4 protein-coding genes are annotated in these 25,005 nt (G+C 36.2%); 2 read left to right on the plus strand and 2 right to left on the minus strand.

Features of this window, described 5'->3' with window-relative positions:
* Positions 1-244: 244 nt before the first annotated feature.
* Positions 245-12,475 (plus strand): SLAP domain-containing protein, encoded by a 12,231-nt coding sequence (locus J3U54_RS04440; protein WP_267385232.1) that lies wholly within the window; start codon positions 245-247, stop codon positions 12,473-12,475.
* Positions 12,476-12,748: 273 nt separating this feature from the next.
* The gene (locus J3U54_RS04445; protein ID WP_267385233.1) at positions 12,749-23,068 is read left to right on the plus strand and encodes an SLAP domain-containing protein; all 10,320 of its coding nucleotides are present in this window, start codon (positions 12,749-12,751) and stop codon (positions 23,066-23,068) included.
* An 85-nt stretch (positions 23,069-23,153) separates the two neighbouring features.
* On the opposite strand, the gene J3U54_RS04450 is transcribed toward J3U54_RS04445, so the two are convergent.
* A complete protein-coding gene (locus J3U54_RS04450; protein WP_103751506.1) occupies positions 23,154-24,470 on the minus strand; it encodes a replication-associated recombination protein A in 1,317 nt (438 codons plus the stop codon).
* Complete coding sequence (locus tag J3U54_RS04455; protein ID WP_220221064.1) at positions 24,470-24,940, minus strand: YueI family protein; 471 nt, start codon at positions 24,938-24,940, stop codon at positions 24,470-24,472. The genes J3U54_RS04450 and J3U54_RS04455 overlap by 1 nt, the downstream gene beginning before the upstream one ends.
* Positions 24,941-25,005: the final 65 nt, after the last annotated feature.

Raw genomic sequence — 25,005 nt, forward strand, 5'->3', positions numbered from 1 at the left:
TTATTAAATAAACTTAGCTTTTTCAAAAATATATTATCTTCTATTTGCTAAATTGATGGTTGGACTTGCTTTCCAGCGCTTTCAGGAAATTAAGTTATTGTGCAAAATTCTTAAAATATAAAAATGATTATTTAAGATAACAATAACTACTGTATTTTTAATATAATAACAAGCAATATATTAGCATTTATTAGCCGTGCCAATAAAATGAAAGATATAAGGTGTCTTTATAGGGAGGCTAATTATGTTAGGAAAAAATAATTTGAACGAAAAGAAAAGAAAAATGAACATGCAAAATAAAAAGGAGCGATTTTCAATTCGGAAATTCACTGTTGGCGCTGCTTCTGTTTTGCTTGGTTTTACTTTTTTTGGAATGAATACTCAATTTGTAAAAGCCGATAATATTAGTTCAGAACAGGAAGAAAAAAAAGAAAATATTGATACAAACCAATCTGATACAACGTTAAATAAGACAGATCAAAATGTAAAGCCAGATTTATCTACATACTCAGGACTGACCTCATTTTTAAAGGCAAGTACTGTTACTCAAACTGGCTCAACCAAACTTCAACCTAGTTCGTCAGGTTCAACTAGTAGCGAAACAAACAAAGATAATCACGTTAATAATGATCAAAATAGTCAAACACAAAATACAAATGGCACTAATAATTCAGATCAAACGGACAAATTAAATCAGAATGGTTCGAATTCAGACCAAACGGATAAAACTAATTCAAATGGCTCGAATTCAGATCAAACGGATAAAAATAACTCAAAAGGTTCCAATTCAGATCAATCCTCTGATATTACTGGATCAGGTGATAATAGCAAGGATAATGGTAAACTACCAGATAATTCAAAAGACAATAATAATCCAGCAAATACTGGTGATCAATCAGGAAAAACTCCTGACAGCATTAAGAAAAAAGACACTGACTTAACTGCAAACGATAATAAAACCGGTTATCTGCCAACAATTGTTAATGGTGCAGCTCACGTATATAATTGGGCACAATTTAGAAATGCATATCAAAATAAAACTATTAATGAAATCGATATTATGCAAAATATTGTTGCTGATAATAACATCAACTGGGTTGGATTCGACTTTGATGGTAGAACCCTACTTATTAAGAGTTATGATGCTGATAAAAGAACGGATAAATATACAATCAATTTCAAAGGTAATCACCCTAATTTAAATGGATATACTTCTTTGGACTTAACTTATGAAAACCTAAACATTTGGAGTGCTGACTTTTATGGTATTGCAAGGGCATATGATTTGATAGGTGATAATTATGCTAACATCACTTTTAAAAATGTTGATTTTCACGGTTCTCAGATGATATATACCAACAAAAATACGCATATTTTCTTTGTCGGCAATAACACTGCAGAAACAGTTAAGACACCATATGATGTTAATGGACCATCCGATGCAAATAACCAGCAATTATTCCAATATACTGGTGATAACAACTCAATTACTTTTTCAGGAACATTTGTTGGTAAAACATATGGCGGTAATGTAATTGAAATGTCTGGTGATTATAACAAGGTCACTATTGATAAAGGAGCAACAGTTAGCTTGTATCCTCGTGGTAATAGTGATGGTACTAGTTGGCTTAGTAATCCTGCAGAAACGACTGGAACCATTTTCGCTATTGTTTTAAGAGGTAATAATGAATCCGTTGATGTTAACGGGACGCTTAATATTGTAGTTCAAAATGATAAATATAAAGGGCAATATGATAATAACCAGGCTACTGCCATTTACATCAATGATAGTACAACTTCGACCTTTAATATTTTAAATGACGCCACGGTAAATATAAATACTAACGGCGATATCGCTGATTTTAACTATAGAAGAAATGTTATTTACGATGGTGGTAATTTTAATATTCGGCCAAGAGGGACACTGAATGTTACTGGTCAAAATATGGGTAACTATTCAGATACATTGGTTTATATCAAAGGTAAAGCTGATATCGAAAATGGTGCTTTTAATATCAGATTGTTGGATAATGCCGGTACTGGTGCTATTACTCTAGTTGATGTCCAGGGTGGTACTTTAATTGTTAATAACCCGACTTCTTTAATTTTGGATGCACACTTAAATAAAAACCCTAATACCAGTATTATTGGTTCAATGCCAATAACTATTACTAACGTTAGACAAAAATTTGATTTAAGTGGATTAGGCATTAATATTAATGAGCTTCAGTTGCCACCATTCCATGTTTTAAAGGTTAGGAAGACTAATCAAACAATTTCTGTTGATAATATTGAATTACTGAATGGACTTCGTAAAATTACCCAAAAGGATTTGACTGATTTAAAGGACAAAATGGCCAATTCTGGGATTAAGTTCGAAGCTTTACCACCAGACGTAATCACTTCTTTACAAACGGCTGCAAGTACTAATGCCACTTATGACAGTCTTTTTAAAGATATCATTCAGAAGGCCTTTAATAACCAAAATAATTTCGGTTATAACAACATTAGTTTTATTCCAGCTAATCCAAGTGGATTTTTGGATATTGATCCAAGTAAAGTTGATGTTGTTAGAAATAGTGATGGATCCCAAACAATTTCAGGTAAGGCAGGAAGCGTAATTAATTATGATGCTGCCTTGGACGGGCCAGATACTGATTTGCAACATCCAAAAAACATCTTTAGTTTAGTTTTACCTGTAGCTACTAAGGCTTATATCACAGCAAACTTAGTTGACGGTAATAAAAATAAGTCTGTTTGGTCACCAAAAGATGCGAACGGTAATGAACTAATAGCCAATCCGTATGCGGATACAAATGATTCATTACGAGATACAGGCAATAGCTCTCTTGATCCATTACCTACACAATTTGTTGCTGTTGTTAATGATGATGGTTCATTTGAATTTACGATTCCAGCCGAGCAAGTACTTAAGTTGAATAAAGCATATTCAGTAGAACTATCTCCAAGTGCCAACTTTATTGGCTATGATCAAACCGAAATTAATTCAGGAAGTAGGCCAATTTCTAAGAACTTAAATATTCAAACTCTTAACGAAGCGCGTAATCATGCAGCTCAAGAAATTAACGATGCTATTAATAATGCAAAAACTAATCTACCGAATAATCTAACTCCAGAACAAAACGCAGCATTTAATGATGCCATTGCTAAAGCAGCTGCAGCAGCCTCACAAACAATTACGGATGATAATAAAACTACCTCGGTTTACGATCCAAGTGCAAATACCTATGTTGAAGTTAATAATCGGAAACAAGCAGCTATAGATATCATTGAGCAAGCATTAAAAAATGCTAAATCATCTTCAGAAACTGAAACTAATCGTGCGGATGCAATTAATGAGTTAAATGATGCTGCCAATAAGCAAATTAATTCATATCCATCTCAAACCGCTACAATAATGCAAGCGCGGGATAATGCCATTAACCAAGTTAAAGCTGCAAAAACTCCTGAAGAAATTACCAAGGCAAAAGAAACAGGTGTTGATGCAATTAATCATGTAGCACAAGGATATAAAGACGCTATTAAGGCAGATTTAGATAGTCAAATTAAGCAGGTTAAATCGGCTTTGCAAGGTATTGCAGAAGATACAAATCTAGATCAAAAGCAAAAAGATGATATCTTAGCACTGGCTGATCGACTTAATCGACCGCAGGCAATCATTGCAGATAAGGGTGACATTGATAAAGATGAGGATCAGTCGTCCGTTGAAAGTCATCAAAAAGAGGCACAAGATGCAATTACTGCTTTACAAAATACAATTAATGCAATAACCAAGCTTGAAAATTCTGCTAAGGATCAAATTACAAAGCATACAGATAAAGCTGAACAAATAAAGGATGCACTAAATAAGGCGGTTCATGATGTCATAACGGGGGATGATCCTGATGGCTCTAAAGGTCTAGATGTAATTGATAAGGTATATGCTGACCAAGAAGCAGAAAACATTATTAATGCTGCACAGGCAGCCAAAAAGCGTGTGCAAGAATCTGGGTTATCAGCTGCTGATCAAGCTAGCTATTTAACCGAAATTGATAATGCAGTTAAATTAGCTACAGCGCAGCCTGGAACTGATGGTTATGATGCTAATGAATCTATCTATGGCACTTCGGATGAAAATGCTATCAAACAGAGAATTGCCAAGGCACAAAATGCTTTTGCTAAAGCGGCAGCTAAGGCTGAATTGGTAGGATTTGGTCAAACAAGTAACACCAATATCGGTGTTACTACGACTCCTGCAATTGACCAAGCAATTAAAGCTGGCTTGACTGCTATTGATCAAGCAACTGATATTGATGCTGCAGAAGAACAAGCAAAGAAAAATGTTTTGAAAGAAATTTCTAAGAAGAAGTTAAATGATGCTGAATCAGATTTTGAAAATCAACTAGATAATGTTACTGGCTTGACTGCAAAAGATATTGATGATGTCAAAGAGCAGGCAAGAAAATTAATCAATAATGAGCAAAAGCCAGTTGGCTATAATCAAAAGATTGATCAGGCAGATAGTTTAGAAGCAATTGATTCTGTCAGAAACGATGGAATTGACGCTTTAAGCAAATTGCTAGCTGCTCAAACAGAAAAGGGTCAACTTAATAAGCAAATCACTGAAGCTACGCAAAAGATTCGTCAAAAGCAAGAGCAGGCCAATCAGGCTATCGATAATATTAATTCTTTAACTGACGAACAAAAAGCCGCATATCATAAGCAGGTTAATGATTTAGCCGATCAAGGAGTTAATGATTTAGCAACGACACAAAGTTCTAAGATTGATGATTTGGTAAATACAGTTAATGGCAACATTGATAACGTGGTAACCAAAGCTCAAGGTAAAGCTAATGAAGTAGTAGAAACTGCTAAAACTTCAGCTAAACAAAAACTTGCAGATGAAGCAACTGCTGCTAAGAATGCAATTGACCAAATTCCTGATAGCCAACTTAGTCAAACAAGTAAGGATTACTACAAGGACTTAATTGATAAGCATGTTAAGGAAGCTACAGATAAAATTGATGCGACTACAGTTGTTGATGCAATAGCTTCAATTCAAAAAGATGGTGAAGCTAATATTAACCGTGATTTGAATGATGCTCAGATTTCGGCTGCTAGGTCAAAAGCTATTAAAGATTTACGTGATGCCAAAGAAGCAGCTAAAAAAGTGCTCAATGACGCGCATGATGCAAAATCAATTAGTGATAGTAGTTGGCAAGATAAGCTTAATCAAATTGATAAATACTATGATCAAGCCACCGAGGCAATAGCTGTAGATTACCAGCTTGGAGATATCACTAATCATGCTACAAAAGGAATAGCAGATATTAAGAGTGTAGCCGACAGTATTTCATCCGATATTGAATCGCAAAAATTAGCACAACAAAAGCAAAATGCGCTTAATGATTTACAAAAAGCGGTAGACAATGTCCGGAATCATATTACAAATGATCCTAATTTATCACCTACAGAAAAGACTAAATATTATAATCAAATTACCGAAAAGTTTAATAATGCTCAATCTGCTATTCAAGCGGCTGGTAAGGATCAAGTACAAGCAGCTTTAAATGATGGAAAAGCGGAATTAAATAAAATTCAAGAAGATGCTGATATTCAATCAGCCAAGGATAAGGCAATTTCTGAATTATTAGCTGAGAAAAACACAATTTACCAAAAGATTGGTAACTTGGATGAAGTTACAAGCGCAAACAAAGATCAGCTGCGGAAAAAAGTTGATGCTGCATATGATGCTGCAATAAGTAAAGTTAATAATCCTTCTCCTGCAACAATTGACCAAATTACCTCGGAAAAAGAGCAAGGTAAAAAGAATATTGACGATGTTATTACAGATTTAAATATCAACAAGATTATTAATCAACAAAAGCTTGATCAGTATGCTGAACAAGCTATTAATCGGATTCAATCTTCAACGGACATTTCGCAAGATCTTAAGAGTCAAACCATTACCGCAATTCAGTCAGCTCGTGACAGTGCGAAAGCAAAAGTAACTAACCAAACTGATATCGCTTCAGCTAATAGTGCTGAAAAAGACGGTGAAAAAGCAATTGATTTGGCTGAGTCACAAGGTAATGGCTTAGATACTCTTAAAAATAATGCAAGTAAGCAAATTGATGATGCCGCTGATTCGGCCATTAAGCGCTTAAATGATTTATATAACTCCTTAAGTGATGAGGCTAAAACTGAACTTAAATCTACTTTTGATGACGTCACTAATAGTATTAATACAACTGCGCAAAATGCAAAAGCTCAGATTAAAAAAGCAACGAACAAGCAGAATGTCTCTGATATTTATAATGACGCAATTAATTCTATTGGAAACGCGGAATCAAAGGCAAACTTGTCAGCAACTAAATCGCAAGCTAAAGAAGCTATTCAAAAAGCAGCAGACGAAGCTAAGAAGAATCTATCTGATTCAAAAGATCAAGATGCTATCGATGTTGTTGCCAAGCTGGGAGTATCTGATGTTGACGCAGCGCAAGATATTGATACTGTAAACAAGATAAAAGGTAATGCTATTGATGGCATTAAGAATATCACATCAATTGCTCAATCAAGTGATGCAGAAAACACTCGGAGATTAAAGCAAGAAGCAATCGATGCTTTAAATCAAAAACTAGGAGACAAGACACAAAATACTGGTGCATTAGGTGATGTTGGCAATCTGATAGACTTAACTGACCAGCAAAAAGCAGACTACCAAAATGCATTGCAACAAGCGCATGATCGTGCTGTTGCAAATGTTGAGGGTGCTACTAAGGAAAATATTGATACCGAAAAGAACACCGGATTAAAGAACATTGATGACATTGTTACAGCGGCAAAATTGCAAGCAGCAAAGAATAGGGCAAAAGCTGATTTGGATCACCTTGCTCAAGATGCTGTTAATAAAGATAAGAAAGATGAAACTACAATTAATGCTGAACGTGACAAGGCAAAAGCAAATGTTGATAAAGCTCAAAACCAAGATGAAGTTAAGACAGCTAAAGATAATGGGACAACCACAATAACTAATATTGTTAATACAGCTGATAACGAACAGCTTACTGCTAATAAGGCAGCAGCTAAATCTAGTTTTGAAGAAGCAGTAAATAAGTTGCAAACTCAGCTTAATAATGATTTAGCGAATAAAAAGATTGGTCAAGATCAGTTTGATGACTTAAAGAGCAAGCTTGACAAGGTACGTAGTGATGGTGAAACCAGAATTACTTCTTCTACAAAGCAAACAGACCTGGATGATGCGATTGCTAAAAATACATCTGATTTGAATGGCATCAGCTCTGCAATCACCAGCGCAGAGAACTTAAATGAAGCACTGGCAAAATTACAAGATGCAGTTAATAAAGCAACTGCTTCCGCTAATAAGATCGCTAACGATGATCCTGAATTAGCTGGAAGAATGAGAGAACAGATTGAACAAGAACGTTCTAAAGCTGCTAAAAATATTCAAGCTGCTAAAAATAGTTCTCAAGATGCTAATGTAGCCATAAATGAGGCAGCGGCTAACGGTGTTAATGCATTAAATCATTTAACTGAACGCTTTGAGCAAAAGAATAAGGTAATTAATGATTTAAAGCAGTATTCTCAATCTGTTAAAACAAGTTTACAAGATCCAAATTTGTCTTCGACAGAAGTTGCTACTGGTGAGCAAGCTATCAACCATGCATTACAACAAGGAATTACTAATATTTATCAAGCAACAGATACTGATGATTTGGCTAAAATTGAAGATACAATTAAGCAAAACATTGATAATGCTAAATTGCCAACTAGTTTATTAGCAGAGAAGAATAAGCAGATTAGTGCATTAGATCAATATGTAAAAGATAAGGGCGATATCAATAGTATTGCCAAAGATCTAAGCGATGAGCAAAAGCAAGACTTACAAAATCAGGTTGATCAGGCAGTTAAAAAGGCAAAAGAAAAGATTCAGGCAATTAATTTACCTGAAAACGCGCAGGCTGCTGACTTAGAAACTGCAAAGAATAAGCTTTCAAATGCTGAAAAAGGTATTCCAGAAAACGGAGAAACCGCCGACTTTGGTGAAGCAGGTGTTGACAAAGTTTACACTTTGGCTAAGACAAAAGAAGCAATATTCCAAGCTAAACAGGAGGCAATTGCTGAATTACAACAAAATAAAGATGCAGCTAATAAAGCTGTCGAAGATTCAGGATTGTCTGCCAGCGATCAAGCAAAACAAAAGCAAAAGATTCAAGATATCTTTGACAGTAGTAAGGATAAAATTAATAATATTTCTGATAAAAAGCCAGATGGAACTGATAAGACCGTAGAAGAAGTCACCCAAGAAGCAAAAGCCATTGTTGATGCCGCTTCTAAGGGTTATCAAGGACCAAATGGTGAAAAAATACCAGGATTTGATCAAGTCAAAAATGATGCTGATCTTGCGGGTGCCAAGACTACTGCTGAAGGAATTCTGCAAAATAAACAGACTCAGGCTAAGCAAACAATTGATCAGTCACAGCTGACCCAAGAGCAAAAGACTGCTGCTAAAAATGCAGTAGATACTGCCTATGAAAATGCCAAAACTGAGATTGAAAAGCAAACAGATATTAGTAAAATTCCAACTGATGAAGCACAAATTGGTCAAGAGATTGATAACATTATTAAGAATTCATCTAGTTGGGTTAAAACTGATCAAACCAATGCATTGAATGGTACTGAAGGTATTGATGGTTTGCAAGAGCAATTTGACAAGTTAACTGCCGAACAGAAAGCAAATCCTGAATATAGTGGCAACATTAAGGACATTACTGATAGTATCACTGCAATTAAGCAAGCTGATAACATTCAAGCAATCAGTGCAGCCTATGACAAGGGAATAACTGCCTTGAATAAGCTCAAGGGAATGGAAACTATCAATGAGAGTCTTAATAAAGCTAAAGCTGATATTAATGCTAACAATGATTTGGATCAAGATAAGAAAAATGAACTTATTCAGAATGCAGAGAATCATGCTAAGGAAGGTAAGCAAAATATCGCTAACGTAACTGCTCCGACTGGTGATCCTGAAGCAAAGAAGAATCAGATTTCGCAGGCAGCTAACAATGCGGTAAATGATATCCAAAGTGAAGTTAATAAAGCTACGAATGAAAGTAGAACTAAAGCTGATGATGAACTAAAACAAAAGTATCAAGAAGCAATTGACAAGCTCCACAAGGAGTACGGTACTCAAGCTATTACGAGTGCAACCGATAGTGCTTGGAATGCTCATCAACATGTCACCGGTAATACTTTTGATGAGATTCAAAAGAGTAAACTCGATGCAGAAAAGGCAATTGCCAAGGGTGCAGTAGATGACGCTGCTGCCAATGCCAAGAACAAGCTTGATAAAGATGAAACCAAGAAACCGGATGGTTCAAAATACACTGACAAAGAAAAGCAGGATATTAAGGATCAGATCGATAAAAATTCTAAGGATGCTAAAGACAAAATAGATCAAACTACAGGTAAGAAAGACGATAAAACTGGTAAAACTGATACAGATGATGCCCGTGATGAAGGAATTACCATTATTGGTGGATCTGAAGTTGGAATTGATAAAGCTGCTGCACAAACTAAATTTGATCAAGACACTGCTAAATTGCAAAAGCAAATTGACGATGATTTAGCTGCTAAGAAGTTAAGTCAAGATCAATATGATCAGTTAAAGAAACAGATTAGTCAGGTCAAACAAGATGGTACAAAACGGATTAGCGAATCGACTACTGCTGAAGAATTAACTAAAGCACAGGAACAAAATCAAGCAGATTTAAGTAATATAAGTTCTGCTATTGCCAGAATTGAAGCAATCAATCAAATTAAGCAAAATGCAATTAATGAATTGCAAATAAATAAGGCTGCTGCTGATCAAGCTATCGAAAAATCAGGATTGTCTGCTAGCGATCAAGCCAAACAAAAGCAAAAGATTCAAGATATCTTTGACAGCAGTAAAAGCAAAATCAACAGTATTTCTGATAAAAAGCCGGATGGAACAGATAAGACGATTGATGAAATAACCCAAGAAGCAAAGGACATTGTTGATGCCGCTTCTAAGGGCTCTCAAGGATCAAATGGTGAAAAAATACCAGGATTTGATCAAATCAAGAACGATGTTGATCTTGCAGGTGCCAAGACTACTGCTGAAGGAATCTTGCAGAATAAGCAGGCTCAGGCCAAGCAAATAATTGATCAATCACAGTTGACTCAAGTGCAAAAGACAATTGCTAAAAATTTAGTAGATACTGCCTATGAAAATGCTAAAACTGAGATTGAAAAGCAAACAGATATTAGCCAGATACCAACCGATGAAGCACAAATTGGTCGAGAAATTGACGATATTATTAAAAATTCTTCTAAATGGGTCACTATTGATAAAAATAATGCGCTGGTTGGTGACGGTGATGTTGCAGGTCTGCAAACGGGCCTTGACGAATTAGCTGATAGACAAAAATCGAATCCAGATTATGCTGCTGATATTAAAGATATTACAGATAGCATTGAAGGAATAAAAAATGCTAGTGAAATAGAAAAGGTCACTGCTGCATACAATAAGGGTATGACAGCTTTGAACAAGCTTAAGGGTAAGGAAACTGTCCAAGTTGCTTCTGATAAAGCAATCAGCGAACTTATTCAAAATGATGATATTGACGAAAACATGAAAAATCAGATGATAGCTGCGATTAAAGACCAAGCCAAAAAAGGTAAGGAAAACATTTCTAACATTTCTAATTCAGCTAGTGATCTAGAAACGATAAAAGGTCAAATTAGCGATGCTGCTAACAATGCGGTAAATGAAATTCAAAGCATAGTTAACAAAGCTACGAATGAAAGTAGAACTAAAGCTGATCAGGAGCTGCAACAAAAGTATCAAGAAGCAATTGATAAACTCCACAAGGATTACGGTGCTCAAGCTATCACGAGTGCAACCGATAGTGCTTGGAATACTCATCAACATGTTACAGGTAATACTTTCGATGAGATTAAAAAGAGTAAGCTCGATGCAGAAAAAGCAATTGCCAAGGGTGCAGTAGATGATGCTGCTGCCAATGCCAAGAACAAGCTTGATAAAGATGAGACCAAGAAACCGGATGGTTCAAAATACACTGACAAAGAAAAGCAGGATATTAAAGATCAGATTGATAAAAATTCTAAGGATGCTAAAGATCAGATCGATAATTCCGACGATTCTAGTTCAATCGACAAGCATCGAGATGATGGAATTACCATTATTGGTGGATCTAATGTTGAAATTGATAAGGCTGCTGCGCAAACTAAATTTGATCAAGACACTGCTAAATTACAAAAGCAAATTGACGATGATTTAGCTGCTAAGAAGTTAAGTCAAGATCAATATGATCAGTTAAAGGAACAGATTAGTCAGGCTAAACAAAATGGTACAAAACGGATTAGTGAGTCGACTACTGCTGAAGAATTAGCTAAAGCACAGGAACAAAATCAAACTGATTTAAATAATATAAGTTCTGCTATTGCTAAAATTGAAGCAACAAATAATGGTTCATCTAATAATTCTAATTCGGGTGGCTCTGGAAGTTCATCAGACGGTTCTGGTAATTCACAAGTACCTGTAGCAACTAAGCCAGGAACTGATGGAGATAAGGATGTTGATACCTCTGTAGCCAATGCCGAGGAAGTTACCTTAATGCATAATGCTTATGTTTATGATCTTGACGGTAAGAGGTGCAATAAGATTATTCTTGGAGCCGGTTCAATTGTTAAGACTTATGGCATAGAAAATATTAATGGCAATCAGTACTACATTTTGATTGATCGAGGTGATAATAATAGAAAATACTATTTGGCGATTGGCAATGTTAAGTATTTGGTACAAAAACTAAAGAATGATGCCTCAGTCTATGATAAGTACGGCAATAAGATTAAGAATCAGGGTGTTATTAAGAAAGGTGAGACCGTTCATACTTATGGCGATGTAGTCAACATTCGTGGTGAAAAGTACTTTATCATTGGTACAAACCAATACATTAAGGCAAGCAAGGTTAATATTGAGAAGATTGTTCCTAAGACAGAAAATGTTGAGGTTACGCCAGTAAGCGTTCCTGAAAGCACGAAAGAAAACGCAACTGTCGAAAAAACAATCATGCATAATGCTTATCTATATGATGAAAAAGGTGTGAGATGCAATAAATTGATTTTTGGAGCCGGTTCGATCATTGATACGGTTGGCATTAAGCGCATTAATGGTAAGCTCTACTATGGTTTGGCTGATGGAATGTATATAGCTGCTGGCAATATTGATCCGAAGCAATTGAAACTAAAGCATAATGCCTTTATTTACGGTCAATATGGTAATCGCATAAGTAAGAGAATTCTACGCAAGCATAAGAAAGTAAGGACTTATGGTGCACCAGTAAAAATTAAAAATAAGCTTTATTACATTGTTGCTAAAAACAAATATGTAAAGAAGGCCAATTTTTAAAAGCTAAATAGATAAAATAAAAGTGGTACAACTTGTTGAAGATACAGGTTGTACCATTTTTTATATTTGATTTAGTTTTGTCTTATATTATATGTATACATAGATACGTATAAACTAGATTTATTAATAAAAAAATAGGAAAAATAGGCCTATGATGATAATAATTTTAGCGTTCTAATAATTACTTTTACTATAATCTTTTATAAAATATATTAAAAAAGCTTTAAAATTGACTTTAATAATTACAGATATTACGGTATAGATGTATAGGCTATGGTTAATAGAAAGGATATCTGTATGTTAGGTAAAAATAATTTTCAAGAACGATTGAAGCAAATGGAAATGCAAGATAAGCATGACCAGTATTCAATTCGTAAATTGAGTATTGGTGCAGTTTCTGTTTTATTAGGCTTTTCATTTTTCGGTATAAATGCTGAATCTGTTAAGGCAAGCGAAATTAGTCCTGAACAACAAACAAGTCAGGTTGCCACAGATTCGACTACCAAAACGGCAAATAATGTAGTAAAAGAAAATAATCATACTGACTTAAATGAAGAAAAAAGTAATAAGCCAGATTTGACAACATATTCTGGTTTAAGCTTGTTTTTTAAAGAAAGCAATGTTGATCAATCTTCAGCTTCTCAAACAAAGCAGGACAGTAAGGTGTCGAAAATCACCCAAAGAGCTATTAATGATTCATCTGCTCCTAACCATGAAGAGACAGAAAAGAGTAATTCTTCTACTGAAGTGGCCGACTCTAAGGAAAATAATGATACAAATGACAATGCTTCTGCTAACTCTGGAACTAGTAATAGTAACCAAAAGCAAGATAAGCAAAATAAAGACGACCAAACTAATAATGATTTAGAGCAAAATAAGCTGCCAGATGATTCTTCCAATAAGCAACCGATTAAGCCGGCCAAACAACAACCTAAAGCTAACCAAAATCTAGGCTTGGTGGATATAATAGGTGATACACCGCAAGTAGAAGGCAATGTTGCTAAGGTATATAATTGGCGTCAATTTGTTAATGCCTATCAGCAAAAAAAGATTCCTGCTAATACGACAATTAACGAAATCGATATTATGAATGATATTTCAGCTGACCAAGATAATGGCACTACCGGTTTTGATTTTACAGGAAGAAAATTGCTGATTAAATCGTCTGGTTTGGGTAGACACAAAATTGATTTTAAAGGCAACCATCCTAACTTAACTTCTGCTAATTCTCTAGACTTGACCTATGAAAATTTAGAGTTATACAGTGCTGATTTCTTTGGTGTTATTGATACGGCTAATGTTGGTAATCAAAAAGAAGCCGTAATTACGTTTAAAAACGTTAATTTCCATGGTTCACAGATGGTTTATTCAAGTTCTAGAACGCACATCCATTTTGTTGGTGACCAAAACGTGGCGGAAACAATTCATTGCCCATATCCTGGTACTACTGCTTCCAATGGAGATAACCAGCAATTATTTGAGTTTACCAAATCTGATAATACAATTGATTTTGACGAAGGTAACTTTATCGGCAAAACAATTGCGGGTAACATCATTCAGATGGATGGTAGCAATAATACCGTCAACGTAGCTAAGGGTGCAACAGTCAACTTAGATCCTCGTGGTAACGCCGATGGTATTAATGCGACTAAAGCTAATCCAGCAGAAGGTACTGGAACTGTTTTTGCAATCGTAATGCGAGGCGATAAAGAAACGGTTAATGTTCAAGGCGATTTGAATATTAATATTGGTTCAGGTATCTTTTCAGATTACGATTACAAACAGGCTTCTGCCATTTATATTAATAAAACCACTAAGGGTAACACTTCCGCCTTTAATATTCTAAATGGCGGAAATGTCAAAATTAATACTAATGGTGATATTGCTGCTTTTAATAAGAGAAGAAATTTATTGTATGATGGTGGCGACATTAATATTCGGCCAAGAGGTTCTTTAACCATCATTGGCCAGAACATGGGCGTATATAACGATACTTTGGTTCTGATTGAAGGAACTGCTACTGTTCAAAATGGTAGTTTTGAAGCTCGGCTAGAAGGAGTAGATACTGGTAGAAACGCTATTATCTTGGTGGATACTGGCCAGGGTGGTTCAATTATTGTTAATAACCCTCGTTCCTTAATATTGGATGCACATTTAAATAAGAATCCAGGAACCAGCATTATCGGGAACAATAAGATTTCAATTACTAACGTCCGCCAGGCACTTGATCTAGGTGACTTACTCAATGGGATTGGTCTTACGGGATCAATTGCGCTTCCGCCATACCATGTTTTGCAGGTTCAAAAGGGTAGTGACACACTCAACGTTAATAAAATTGAAATGTTGAATGGTAATACCAAGATTACATCTGATTATGTAAAAGAGTTAGAGAAAAAACCTGTTGTTTCAGCTATTTTAAACCAGATACCGTTCTTAAAGACAATTTTAGAAGATGCAGGTAAACAAAATTCAACTTTTGATACAGTCTTTGCTCAAGTAATTTCGAAGATTTTTGCTAATAGCTTACTTCCCGGATATAACAACGCTCGCTTTATTCCAGCTAATACAAGTGGCTTTTTAGACATAGATCCAACTAAAGTTAGTGTTGTCACCAATGAAGATGGCTCAAGAGAAGTCGTTGGTGCTCCTGGATCTGTGCTAAATTATCAAGAAAGCAAGGATGGACCCGAAAGTGATGGCTTATTCAATAAGATTCTTCCGGGCGGAACTAATGCCTATATTTTAGCTAGCCTAAAGAGTCCTAGTGGCAAAATAACTAGCTGGTTCCCGAAAAACGAAAAAAATGGCAATATGATTGAGAGCCCATATGGTAAAACCGCAGATTCCGATGGAAGTCTTAAACAAAAGCAATTTGCTGCCGAAGTCAACAATGACGGTTCCTTTAGGTTAGTTTTACCGACATCAACTACAGCTAATCTTGATGAAAAAACTCAAATTTTATTGACACCGCATGCTAACTTCGTCGAATATGATCCGCTCGCTCTTGATGAAGGATCACGGCCAGTTGCAATTGACTTGAAAATTGCTTCATTAGCTAATGCGCAAAAAGAAGCGGCACAAGCAATCAAAGCAGCAATTACCCAAGCTAAAAATAATTTACCGGCAAGCCTAACTCCAGAGCAGGCTGCTGCTTTCAACCAAGCAATGGCCCAGGCAGATGCTTACACGAAACAACCAACCGAAAAGGGTTATGATGAAAATACTTCTGTATATGGGGCAAAAGATCATTTGTCCGTAAGTAGTAGGCAAAAGAAAGCGCTGGCAATAATTCAAGCGGCAATTGATACGGCTAATGCCCATGATAATTTACAAACCCAAAAGTCTAAGGCAATTGACGAATTACAGTCATTAGCTAATGATCAGTCGGCTGCTTATCCATCAATTAAAGACAAAATTAACCAAGCGTTGGTAACTGCTACAAACAATATTAAGTCATCTACTACTACTGCAGATAATTTAGCTGACATTTTGGCTAGTGAAAAAGAGAATATTAAAGGAGTCGTAAAATCTTATAAGAATAATTCTAAACAAGAACTGAGTGAGTCGTTAAGGAAAGCTAAAGATGATTTAAAGACTGCAGGGGGAGATAATAATTTAACTGAAACGCAACAAACTGCAATTAATGGATTGATTGATAGCCAAGAAATTACTGCGGTCAATGATGCTATCAAACAAGACGGTACCATTGATCTAGCTCAAAATGAAGACCAAGTCAAGACTGCAGTTGAACAAGCTAAAGGTAATTTAAAATCAATTCAAGATAAAATTGCGGCTATAAAATTAGTTGAGCAAGAAGCCAATAAGCAAATTGAGCAGCACAGCCAAGATGCTAGTGAGATTAAGGACGCTTTAAATCAAGCTGTTAGTGCAATTCTTGCTGGTAGTGATCACGATGGTTCTGCAGGAAGGGATGCTATTGCCAATGTCCATAATGAAAAGACACTTGCCGCTGCTAAAATCGAAATAGCTAATGCTGCCAGTGCTGCTAAACTGAAACTGCAAAACAGTGGCTTGACCGTTGATGAACAGCAAAAGTACCTAAATGCAATTGATCAAGCTGTGTTAGTTGCGACTGCTCAAAAAGATTCTCCTTCTTTTGATGAAAATAAATCAATTTATGGTAGTAACAATGATCAAGAGATAGCAAATAAAGTTATGCAGGCCAAGAATCTCTTTGAAAAGGAAGTTGCTAAAGCTGAACTTGCCGCTTATGTTAATGAGATTGAGCAGGCATTAGAAACAACTACTGCTGAAAATGACAAAATTAGCACCGAGCAAAAAAATGGTACTGCCAATATAGATGCAGTAAGCGACAAGAATCAAGATGGTTCTATTGCTGATATTGCCGAAAAAGTTTCTGCAGCCAAAGCAACTGCAAAAGAAAATATTTTAAATGAAGTTAAAATTCTCGCAAAAAAGAGACTTGAGGACAAACGTGATACTGTTTTAGATAATATTAGAAATATTTCTGGTTTAACAAGTGAGAATATTGCTAATAAGGAAAAAGAAGCTAATAACTTATTAACTTCACAAGACAAAACTGGCTATAGCGATTTAATTGACACTAGTCAAGACTTTAGTGAAATAAAGACGCATATTAGTGAAGGAATTAAAGCATTAGCAGATTTGCAAGCAGCTGCTAATGAAACTGCTCAGCGCAATAATGCCATCAGTAACGCCAATGATGCAATCGTTGCTAAGCAAAATGATGTCAATAAAAAGATTGACGAGTTAGATGTTTTAAATGATCAAGAAAAGCAGAGCTTTAAAGATCAAATTGCTGCTGCAATTGTTAGTTACAATAATGCGGTAGAAAAAACGCCAACTTCTGCTATCAGCAAGTTAGCAGATGCACTGGTTTCTCAAATCGATAACATTCTTCAGGATGCAACTGGAAAAGTTTCTACCGAATTTAAAGCACAAAAAGAAGCTGCCTTATCTAGTATTAGTAAGCAGGCACAGGATGCTCGTGATCAAATTAGTAAAATTAGTGATGAGCAATTAAGTTCCACTAATAAAGAATATTATAATGATCTAATTAATCAAGCTGAACAGTTGGCAACAACCCAGATTAAGGCCGCACAAAATACTACAGATTTAAATGCGGCTGCAAATCAAGGAAAAGTCGATATTCAGGATGCTCTTACCAAGGCTTTAGTTGAGGCTGCAAGATCAGCAGCAATCAATGATTTGTTAACTGCCAAAAAGAAAAATGTTGCAGTAATTGAGCAAGCTTCAACGGATCATAAGATAAGTAAGGAAAGTGCACAAAAATACATTGATTCAATTACGGGCTATTATGATAAGGCTGTTGGTCTAGTTAAAAATGATACCAGTATTGTTGACATCAATTCAGATAGCACGCTGGGTATTAATAGCATGAACAATGTTGCTAATAGTATTGCCGATGATGAAGAAGTTCAGCAACTAGCAAAGCATAAGCAGGATGCTTTGGCTGAACTTGACCGGTTGGCTAATTCTACAGTAGCCGAAATTAAGGCTAATGCCTCACTGTCTGGCGTAGAAAAAGATCAGTATGAAAGCCAAATTACAGATGCACTTTCTCAAGCTAAAATAGCAATTGAGGCCGAGACTGCTATTGACGGTATTGATCGCCAAAAAGATGTTGCTAAGGCAAAATTAGCTAATATTGGTACGACAGCAGCATTTCAAGGAGCTAAAGAGGAAGCTTGGAACAAGTTAAATACTGCTAAGAGCATTGTGACTGATCAAATTAATAAGCTTGATAGCATTGATCTTCCAACTAAGAATAAGTTTTTGAAAGAGGTTCAAGATAGCTATGATAAGTCATATGCTGCAATAAAGGACCCTAATCCGGAAACGATTGAGCAAATTAAACAAAGTGCCGATGATGGGGTAACAGAGCTTAAAAACATTGTTAGTGATGTCAATGTTGCTATTGCCATCAGTCAGCAGAACTTAAACAATCACGTTGCCAAGGTAATTCAGGAAATTAATAATTCTAGCACTCTAACAGATGATGCTAAGAAAGAAACAATTGCAAAGATTGAAGATGCTTCGGCAACTGCAATCCAAAATATTGGAAAGGCTACTTCCGAACAAGATGCCAAAAAGGCGGAAACTGACGGAGAAAATGCAATTGATAAAATTGCTGCAGAAAGTTTAGACCTTGCAGGCTCAAAAGAACAGGCGAAAGCTTCAATCACAACAGCGGCTAATAGTGCTAAGAGCGATCTAAAAACTCAATATGATCAGTTTATTAAAGACTATAATGATTTTATTCAAAATAATCCTAATTTGACTACCACTGAAAAAGCAGCAATTAAAGAAGATTATGATAATGCAAGTAGTGCTTACGAAAAAGCGACGAATAGCGGACAGTTAATCGATACAGCATTAACAACTGCTACGACAAAAATTGATAAAGCTAAGAATAAGTCTGAAGTAAGCGATGCATTAGTTGATGGCAACCATCAAATTACAACTATTGAACAAGAAGCATCACTAGCAATCAATAAAGCACAGGCAAAACTTAATATCAGGAAGGCCAGCGCTGATGCTCATACTAAATTAACAGATGCAAAAGATATAGCTGCTTTAAACGATGTGGTTAAACAAGGTTTGGCTAACATTGATGCTGAAACTGATGCTGGACTTGTTGCTAAAGATGAAAAAAATGCGCTTAATGGCATTAACAACGTTATTTCGATTGCTAATTCTGAAAATACTAAGAAACAGCGAGAAGCTGCTTTAAATGAATTGGCTGCTATTTTAAATGGTGATCCTGAAACTGGCACGGAAGGAATTCTTAAGCAAATTGCTGATCTTTTAGATGAGAATGGAAAACAGGGATTAACTCCAGAACAAGTAGCTGCTTTCCAACAAAAAGCACAAAATGCTTATGATACTGCAAAAGGTATTATTAGTGGTGCTGATGCAAAAGATATTGCCGGTTTAAAGGCAGAAGCAATTGCAAACATTAATCAAGCATTGATAGATGCTAAGTTGCAAGTTGCTAAAAATAAGGCAATAACTGAGCTCAATAATATTGCCAATCAGGCGCGCGATAATGCTCCCAAGGAAAAAGATGCAATTGAGCAGAGCCTAAAAGATGCAATAGCAACTATCAATCAAGCCACTGATGTCAATTCGGTTGATGCTGCTAAGTCAGCTGGTGAGAAGGCGCTTAATGGTATTGTAGCCCAAGCCAAAGATTCGGCACTGAAAAATGAAAAAGTGGCAGCTAGGGATGACCTGACTAAACAGGCCGGTAAACTCAAAGATCAAATTAGTCAATCGTGGCAAAATCATTTGATTGATCAAACACAATATGATCGCTTAACCAATCAAGTTAACGAAGCACTTACAGCTATCAATTTGGCTCTTGATGGTGCAGGCAGTATTGATGAAGTAAGACTTGCTAAAGGAAATGGGCAGACAAGTTTAGATCAGATTAAGACAGATCTTGATCAATCTGAAGCGTTAAACAAGGCCCTGAGTGATTTGGATAAGGCAAGTCAGAATGCATATCAAATTGTTGATCAGGTGGCAGCTCAAATTGGTAAGACCCCTGAAGAAATAAGTCAAATAGCTAATACAATGAAGGGTCTGATTGACAAGGAACACGATAAGGCTGTTAACGATGTGAAGACGGCTCAAACCGGCGTAAAGCCAATTTCAACCATGAAGCAAATTGTTAAAGATGCCCAAGATGCCGTTACCAATTTGACTGATGGCTTCCAGCAGAAAAATGAGTTGATTGGCGAGTTAAATAAACATGCGGATGAAATTAAAGCAGCGCTGTCTGATCCGAGTTCCAAACTTGATCCACTTCAAATTACAGCTGGTGAAAATAAGATTGACCAGGCACTGCAAAATGGTATTTCTGCTATTCTAAAAGCAGATAAGACTGCTGTTTTGCAATCATTAAAAGATAATGCAATTACAGCAATCGATAATGCTAAATTACCAAGTGATCTTTTGACTGAGAAGAACACTGCGATTGCAGCGATTAATGATTATGCCGTTCAAGCTAAGAAGACCATTGATCAAAATCAAAAATCTGATGAAAATCCGAATGGTTTGGCAAAAGAATTGATTGATTCGCTAAAAGATCAGGTTGAACAGGCTAGAAAGAAGTCCATTGATCAGATTAATAACGTTAACTTAACTGCTTTAACTCCAGACAGTTTGAATGACGCCAAAGCTAATATTAGTGCAGCTTTAAACGGTAGTGTACCTGAAGGACAAGTTCCTGATTTTGGTAAAAAGGGAATTGACGTTATTGTTAATTTGACGAAACAAAAAGCGGGAGTTGTACAGGCAAAGCAAGAAGCAATTGCCAAGCTTGAAAATGAAAGAGCTGCTGCTTTAACCGCTATTATTAATTCTAAACTGTTGCCAGATGAGCAAATACCATTTAAGAATAAAGTGCAACAACTATATGACAGCAGTAAGCAAGCTATTAATGATCTTACCGATTCAGATGAACAGGAAGTTAAGAAGAAAGCAGATGACATAATTGCTAATGCTGGTTTTGCTGATTTAATATCTCAGGCAAAACAGCAAGGCAATAAGTCAACTGCTCTGCGTGACCTTGTTTCTAAAAAGGCCAAAGCATCTAAAATTATTAATGCTTCTCAACTATCGCCGGATGATAAAAAAGATGCATTAGCAGAAATTGACCAACTATTTACTGCTGCTAGTGATAAGGTTAATGAAGGTAAAGACATACCAGAAGATGTTGGTAAGGAAATTGATGAATTATGGCAAAGTGGTCATAAGCCAAATGACTGGTTTGCCAAAGCAAAAGAAAATGCTCTGAGTGGATCAGATCAGATTGGTGGCTTGCAAACCGAATTTAATAAATTGACTGATGAGCAGCGTAATAATGAAGCTTATAAACAATATCTTGCGGATATCAATGACGGTATTAGTGCATTTGGTCAAGCTAATACGATGGAAAACATCAATGACGCTTACGACAAAGGAATGACTGCAATTAACAAGCTTAATGCACAGGAAGAGATTTCACGGAATCTTGAACGCGCTAAAAATGAAATTAACTCTCATCAAAGCTTGAGTCAGCAGGATAAAGATAAATTAATTGAGAAAGTAAATGATTATGCAAAAAGCAGCCGGAATGAGATTGATAACATTGTGGCTCCAGTCGGCGATACTACAGGTAAAGCTGAGCAGATTAAATCTGCAGTTGATAATTTTAAAGCCAACATTGAAAGTTATATCAATCAAGCTAAGACTCTTGCCAAAAACAATGCAGACCAAGAAATCAAGGAGACGTATCAACATGCATTAGAGCAACTGAATGAAAAGTTTGGTTCACACGCAGTTACTGCAGCTACTGCTAAAGCATATAACGATCATGAACATGTAACAGGTGACACACCTGAAGCAATTGAGGCTGATAAGCTAACTGCAATTAAGGAAATAGCTAATGCAGCAATTACGGACGCAATCAGTAGTGCACAAAAAGTTGTGGCTGAACTCAAGCATAAGGACGGATCTGATTATTCGGCTGCTGACAAGGCAATTCTTACTAAGGAAATTGCTAAGCAAGGAAAAACTTTAACTGATAATCTTGCTTCGATATCCGATCCTGAGCAAATTAAAGCACTAATTACGCAAGCAGTTAGTCATTTATCCCTAATTAGTTCTGACCCTAAGACTATTTCCGAGATTTTGCAAAACAATTATCCAAAAGATAGCAATATTAGTAATCCTGTTGTTAATCCAATAACTAATCCGGATAATAAGAATCCTGAGAATAAGACAGAAGAAGTAATGTTAATGCACAATGCATACTTGTACAATGCTAATGGTCAGCGTGATAATCAAATTATTTTAGGTGCTGGCTCAATCGTTACCAGTCATGGCATTACCCGAATTAATGGCCGCGATTTCTACATTTTGGTAGATCAAGGTGCAAAGCAGAAGAAGTATTACTTAGCTGTTGGTAATGTGCAATCTACTAGCCGGATTTTACGTCATAATGCCTTTGTCTATAATAAGCATGGCAAACGAATTATGAGTGCAGGTATCCGTTATAAGGGCAAGCAAATTAAAACTTACGGCTCTCAAGTTACAATTAAAGGCAAGAAATACTATATTATTGCCCATAACCGCTATGTCAAAGCAGCAAATGTTGGCAGTAAACTTATTCAAAATGCTCAAACGGCTAATGTTGCCGCATCCAGCGCTTTAACTAGCCAAAATATCATTGAAAAAAGAGTTATGCATAATTCATATCTGTATAATCAAAGTGGTATTCGAGCTAACAGATTAATTGTTTTGGCAGGCTCAAAGCTTAATTTTGAAAAACAAACGACTATCAATGGTCGTCCATTCTATCGTTTGAGTGATGGCTTGTATATTGCTGCCAACAATATTGATGGTCAAAGTGTTGCGTTAAAGCACAATGCATATATTTATAATCAACACGGAAAGCGTCAAACTAGAAGAATGCTAAGAAAGAGTCAGCAGATAAGAGTTTATGGTGATCCAATCAAGATTAATGGTCACAAATATTATATTTGCGATATCAATAAATTCGTGAAAGCTGCTAACTTCTAGTTTTAAATAAGCGATAAAAAAAGAAGTCGTAAACCGATAAAGTCGGTTTACGGCTTCTTTGTATTATAAAAATGCATGACTGGACTTAATTATGAGACTTTTTACGTAAGCCTTCGTCTTGCATTTGTCGTAAAATCTCGTATTGCTTTTTAAGGGCTTTTTCTATTTTTGAATTTCCTTTGGGCGCAAAATATTGTTTACCAGTTAATTTGTCTGGCAGGTATTGCTGAGCCACCCAGTCGCCGGAGTATGAATGCGGGTATACATAGCCAGTGCCATGTCCTAATTTTTTTGCTCCAGAATAGTGTGCATCTTTTAAATCATCAGGGATACTGCCGTAATCAGTACTTCGAACATCGTTTAAAGCGGAATCAATTGCGCTAATCGCACTATTACTTTTGGGCGATAACGACAATTCAATAACCGCACTGGCAAGGGGGATTCTGGCTTCGGGAAAGCCTAAACTTTGCGCAGCTTGAATGGCTGTAATGGCATGTTGGGCAGCAGCGGGGTTAGCAAGACCAATATCTTCATAGGCAATTACGCTAAGCCGGCGGCAGATTGAGATTAAATCACCAGATTCAATTAAACGCGCTAAATAATGTAAAGCAGCGTCCGTATCAGAGCCGCGAATTGATTTCTGGAAAGCGGAAACTAAATCATAGTGACCATCACCATGAGCATCAAAATTTTGACTACGCATTTGAATTGAATTAGCCATCTCGTCTTGGTTAATAGTAAAACCTTTTTCGGGATCTTTTTTAGCCATAATGAGTTCTTGCTTTGTAGAACGCACAGCTAATTCAAGTCCATTCAGGGTAGAACGAAGGTCGCCATTTCCTTTTTGAATTAATAATTGCTTGGCATCTGCAGTTAGCTTAACTTTATATTTGCCTAAGCCTTCGGTCTGATCGCTTAAAGCCCGGTCAATTGCTTTAGCAACATCAGTTTCAGCAAGCGGCTTAAGTTCAAAAATTTGGCAACGTGACCTAATGGCAGGCGAAATCGAGATATAAGGATTTTCAGTTGTAGCACCAATCAAAATGATTTGACCGGATTCTAATAATGGTAAAAGAAAATCCTGCTTAACTTTGTCTAAACGATGAATCTCATCGAGCAGGAGGATTACTGTTCCGCTCATTTTACCTTCAGCTGCAACTTGTTCAAGCTGTTTTTTACTATCAGTTGCTGCATTAAGTTTACGAAAAGCGTATTTGGTTGAACCAGCAATTGCACTAGCAATACTTGTTTTACCTATGCCTGGTGGCCCATAAAGAATCATTGAGGAAAGAAGCTTGGCTTCAACCATTCGGCGAATTATCTTGCCGGGCCCGATTAAATGTTGTTGTCCCACAACTTCATCTAAGTTTTGTGGTCGCATTCGATATGCTAAAGGTTTCATTATTTGTCTCCATGAAAAATCCGTTTCCAAAAACCGACTTTTTTAGGCTTAGTTGGCTGGCTCAGCTCCGTTTTAGGTATTTCTGGTGGATAAACTTGCGCAATTTCGATTCGCATTTTATTAATTGCTGTTTGCGCAACTACCAAAATCGCCGTATCATCTGGGCCAGTTTTAGCAGTTTCGTCACTGACAATGGTAAATGGAATGTTATTTTGACTGCATTGGGTTTCTACTTGACTTAAAAAGTCATCGTTTACATTGCAGTTAATTAAAAGTGAATATTTAAGATAGTCCTGAAAGTGAGCTAAAAATAGGTCAGTTAATTTTTTATTTTCAACTTCCGCATTTGTCATTCTGACAAAAACCCGCTCACGTAGTGATCCTAAGAAGCGCCGGCGTTCATCAGGTTTTGTCTGGGGGGTGATTCCTTGTGCTGCATTGGCAACTCTGGTATTTAAATCATCGGACATTGTTTGCTTGTTCCTTTCGAGTAACAAAAAACCCTTTCCATGTAGGAAAGGGGATTTGCGGATAA

It is taken from the genome of Lactobacillus sp. B4007 (genome assembly GCF_026535895.1).
Lineage (GTDB): Bacteria > Bacillota > Bacilli > Lactobacillales > Lactobacillaceae > Lactobacillus > Lactobacillus panisapium.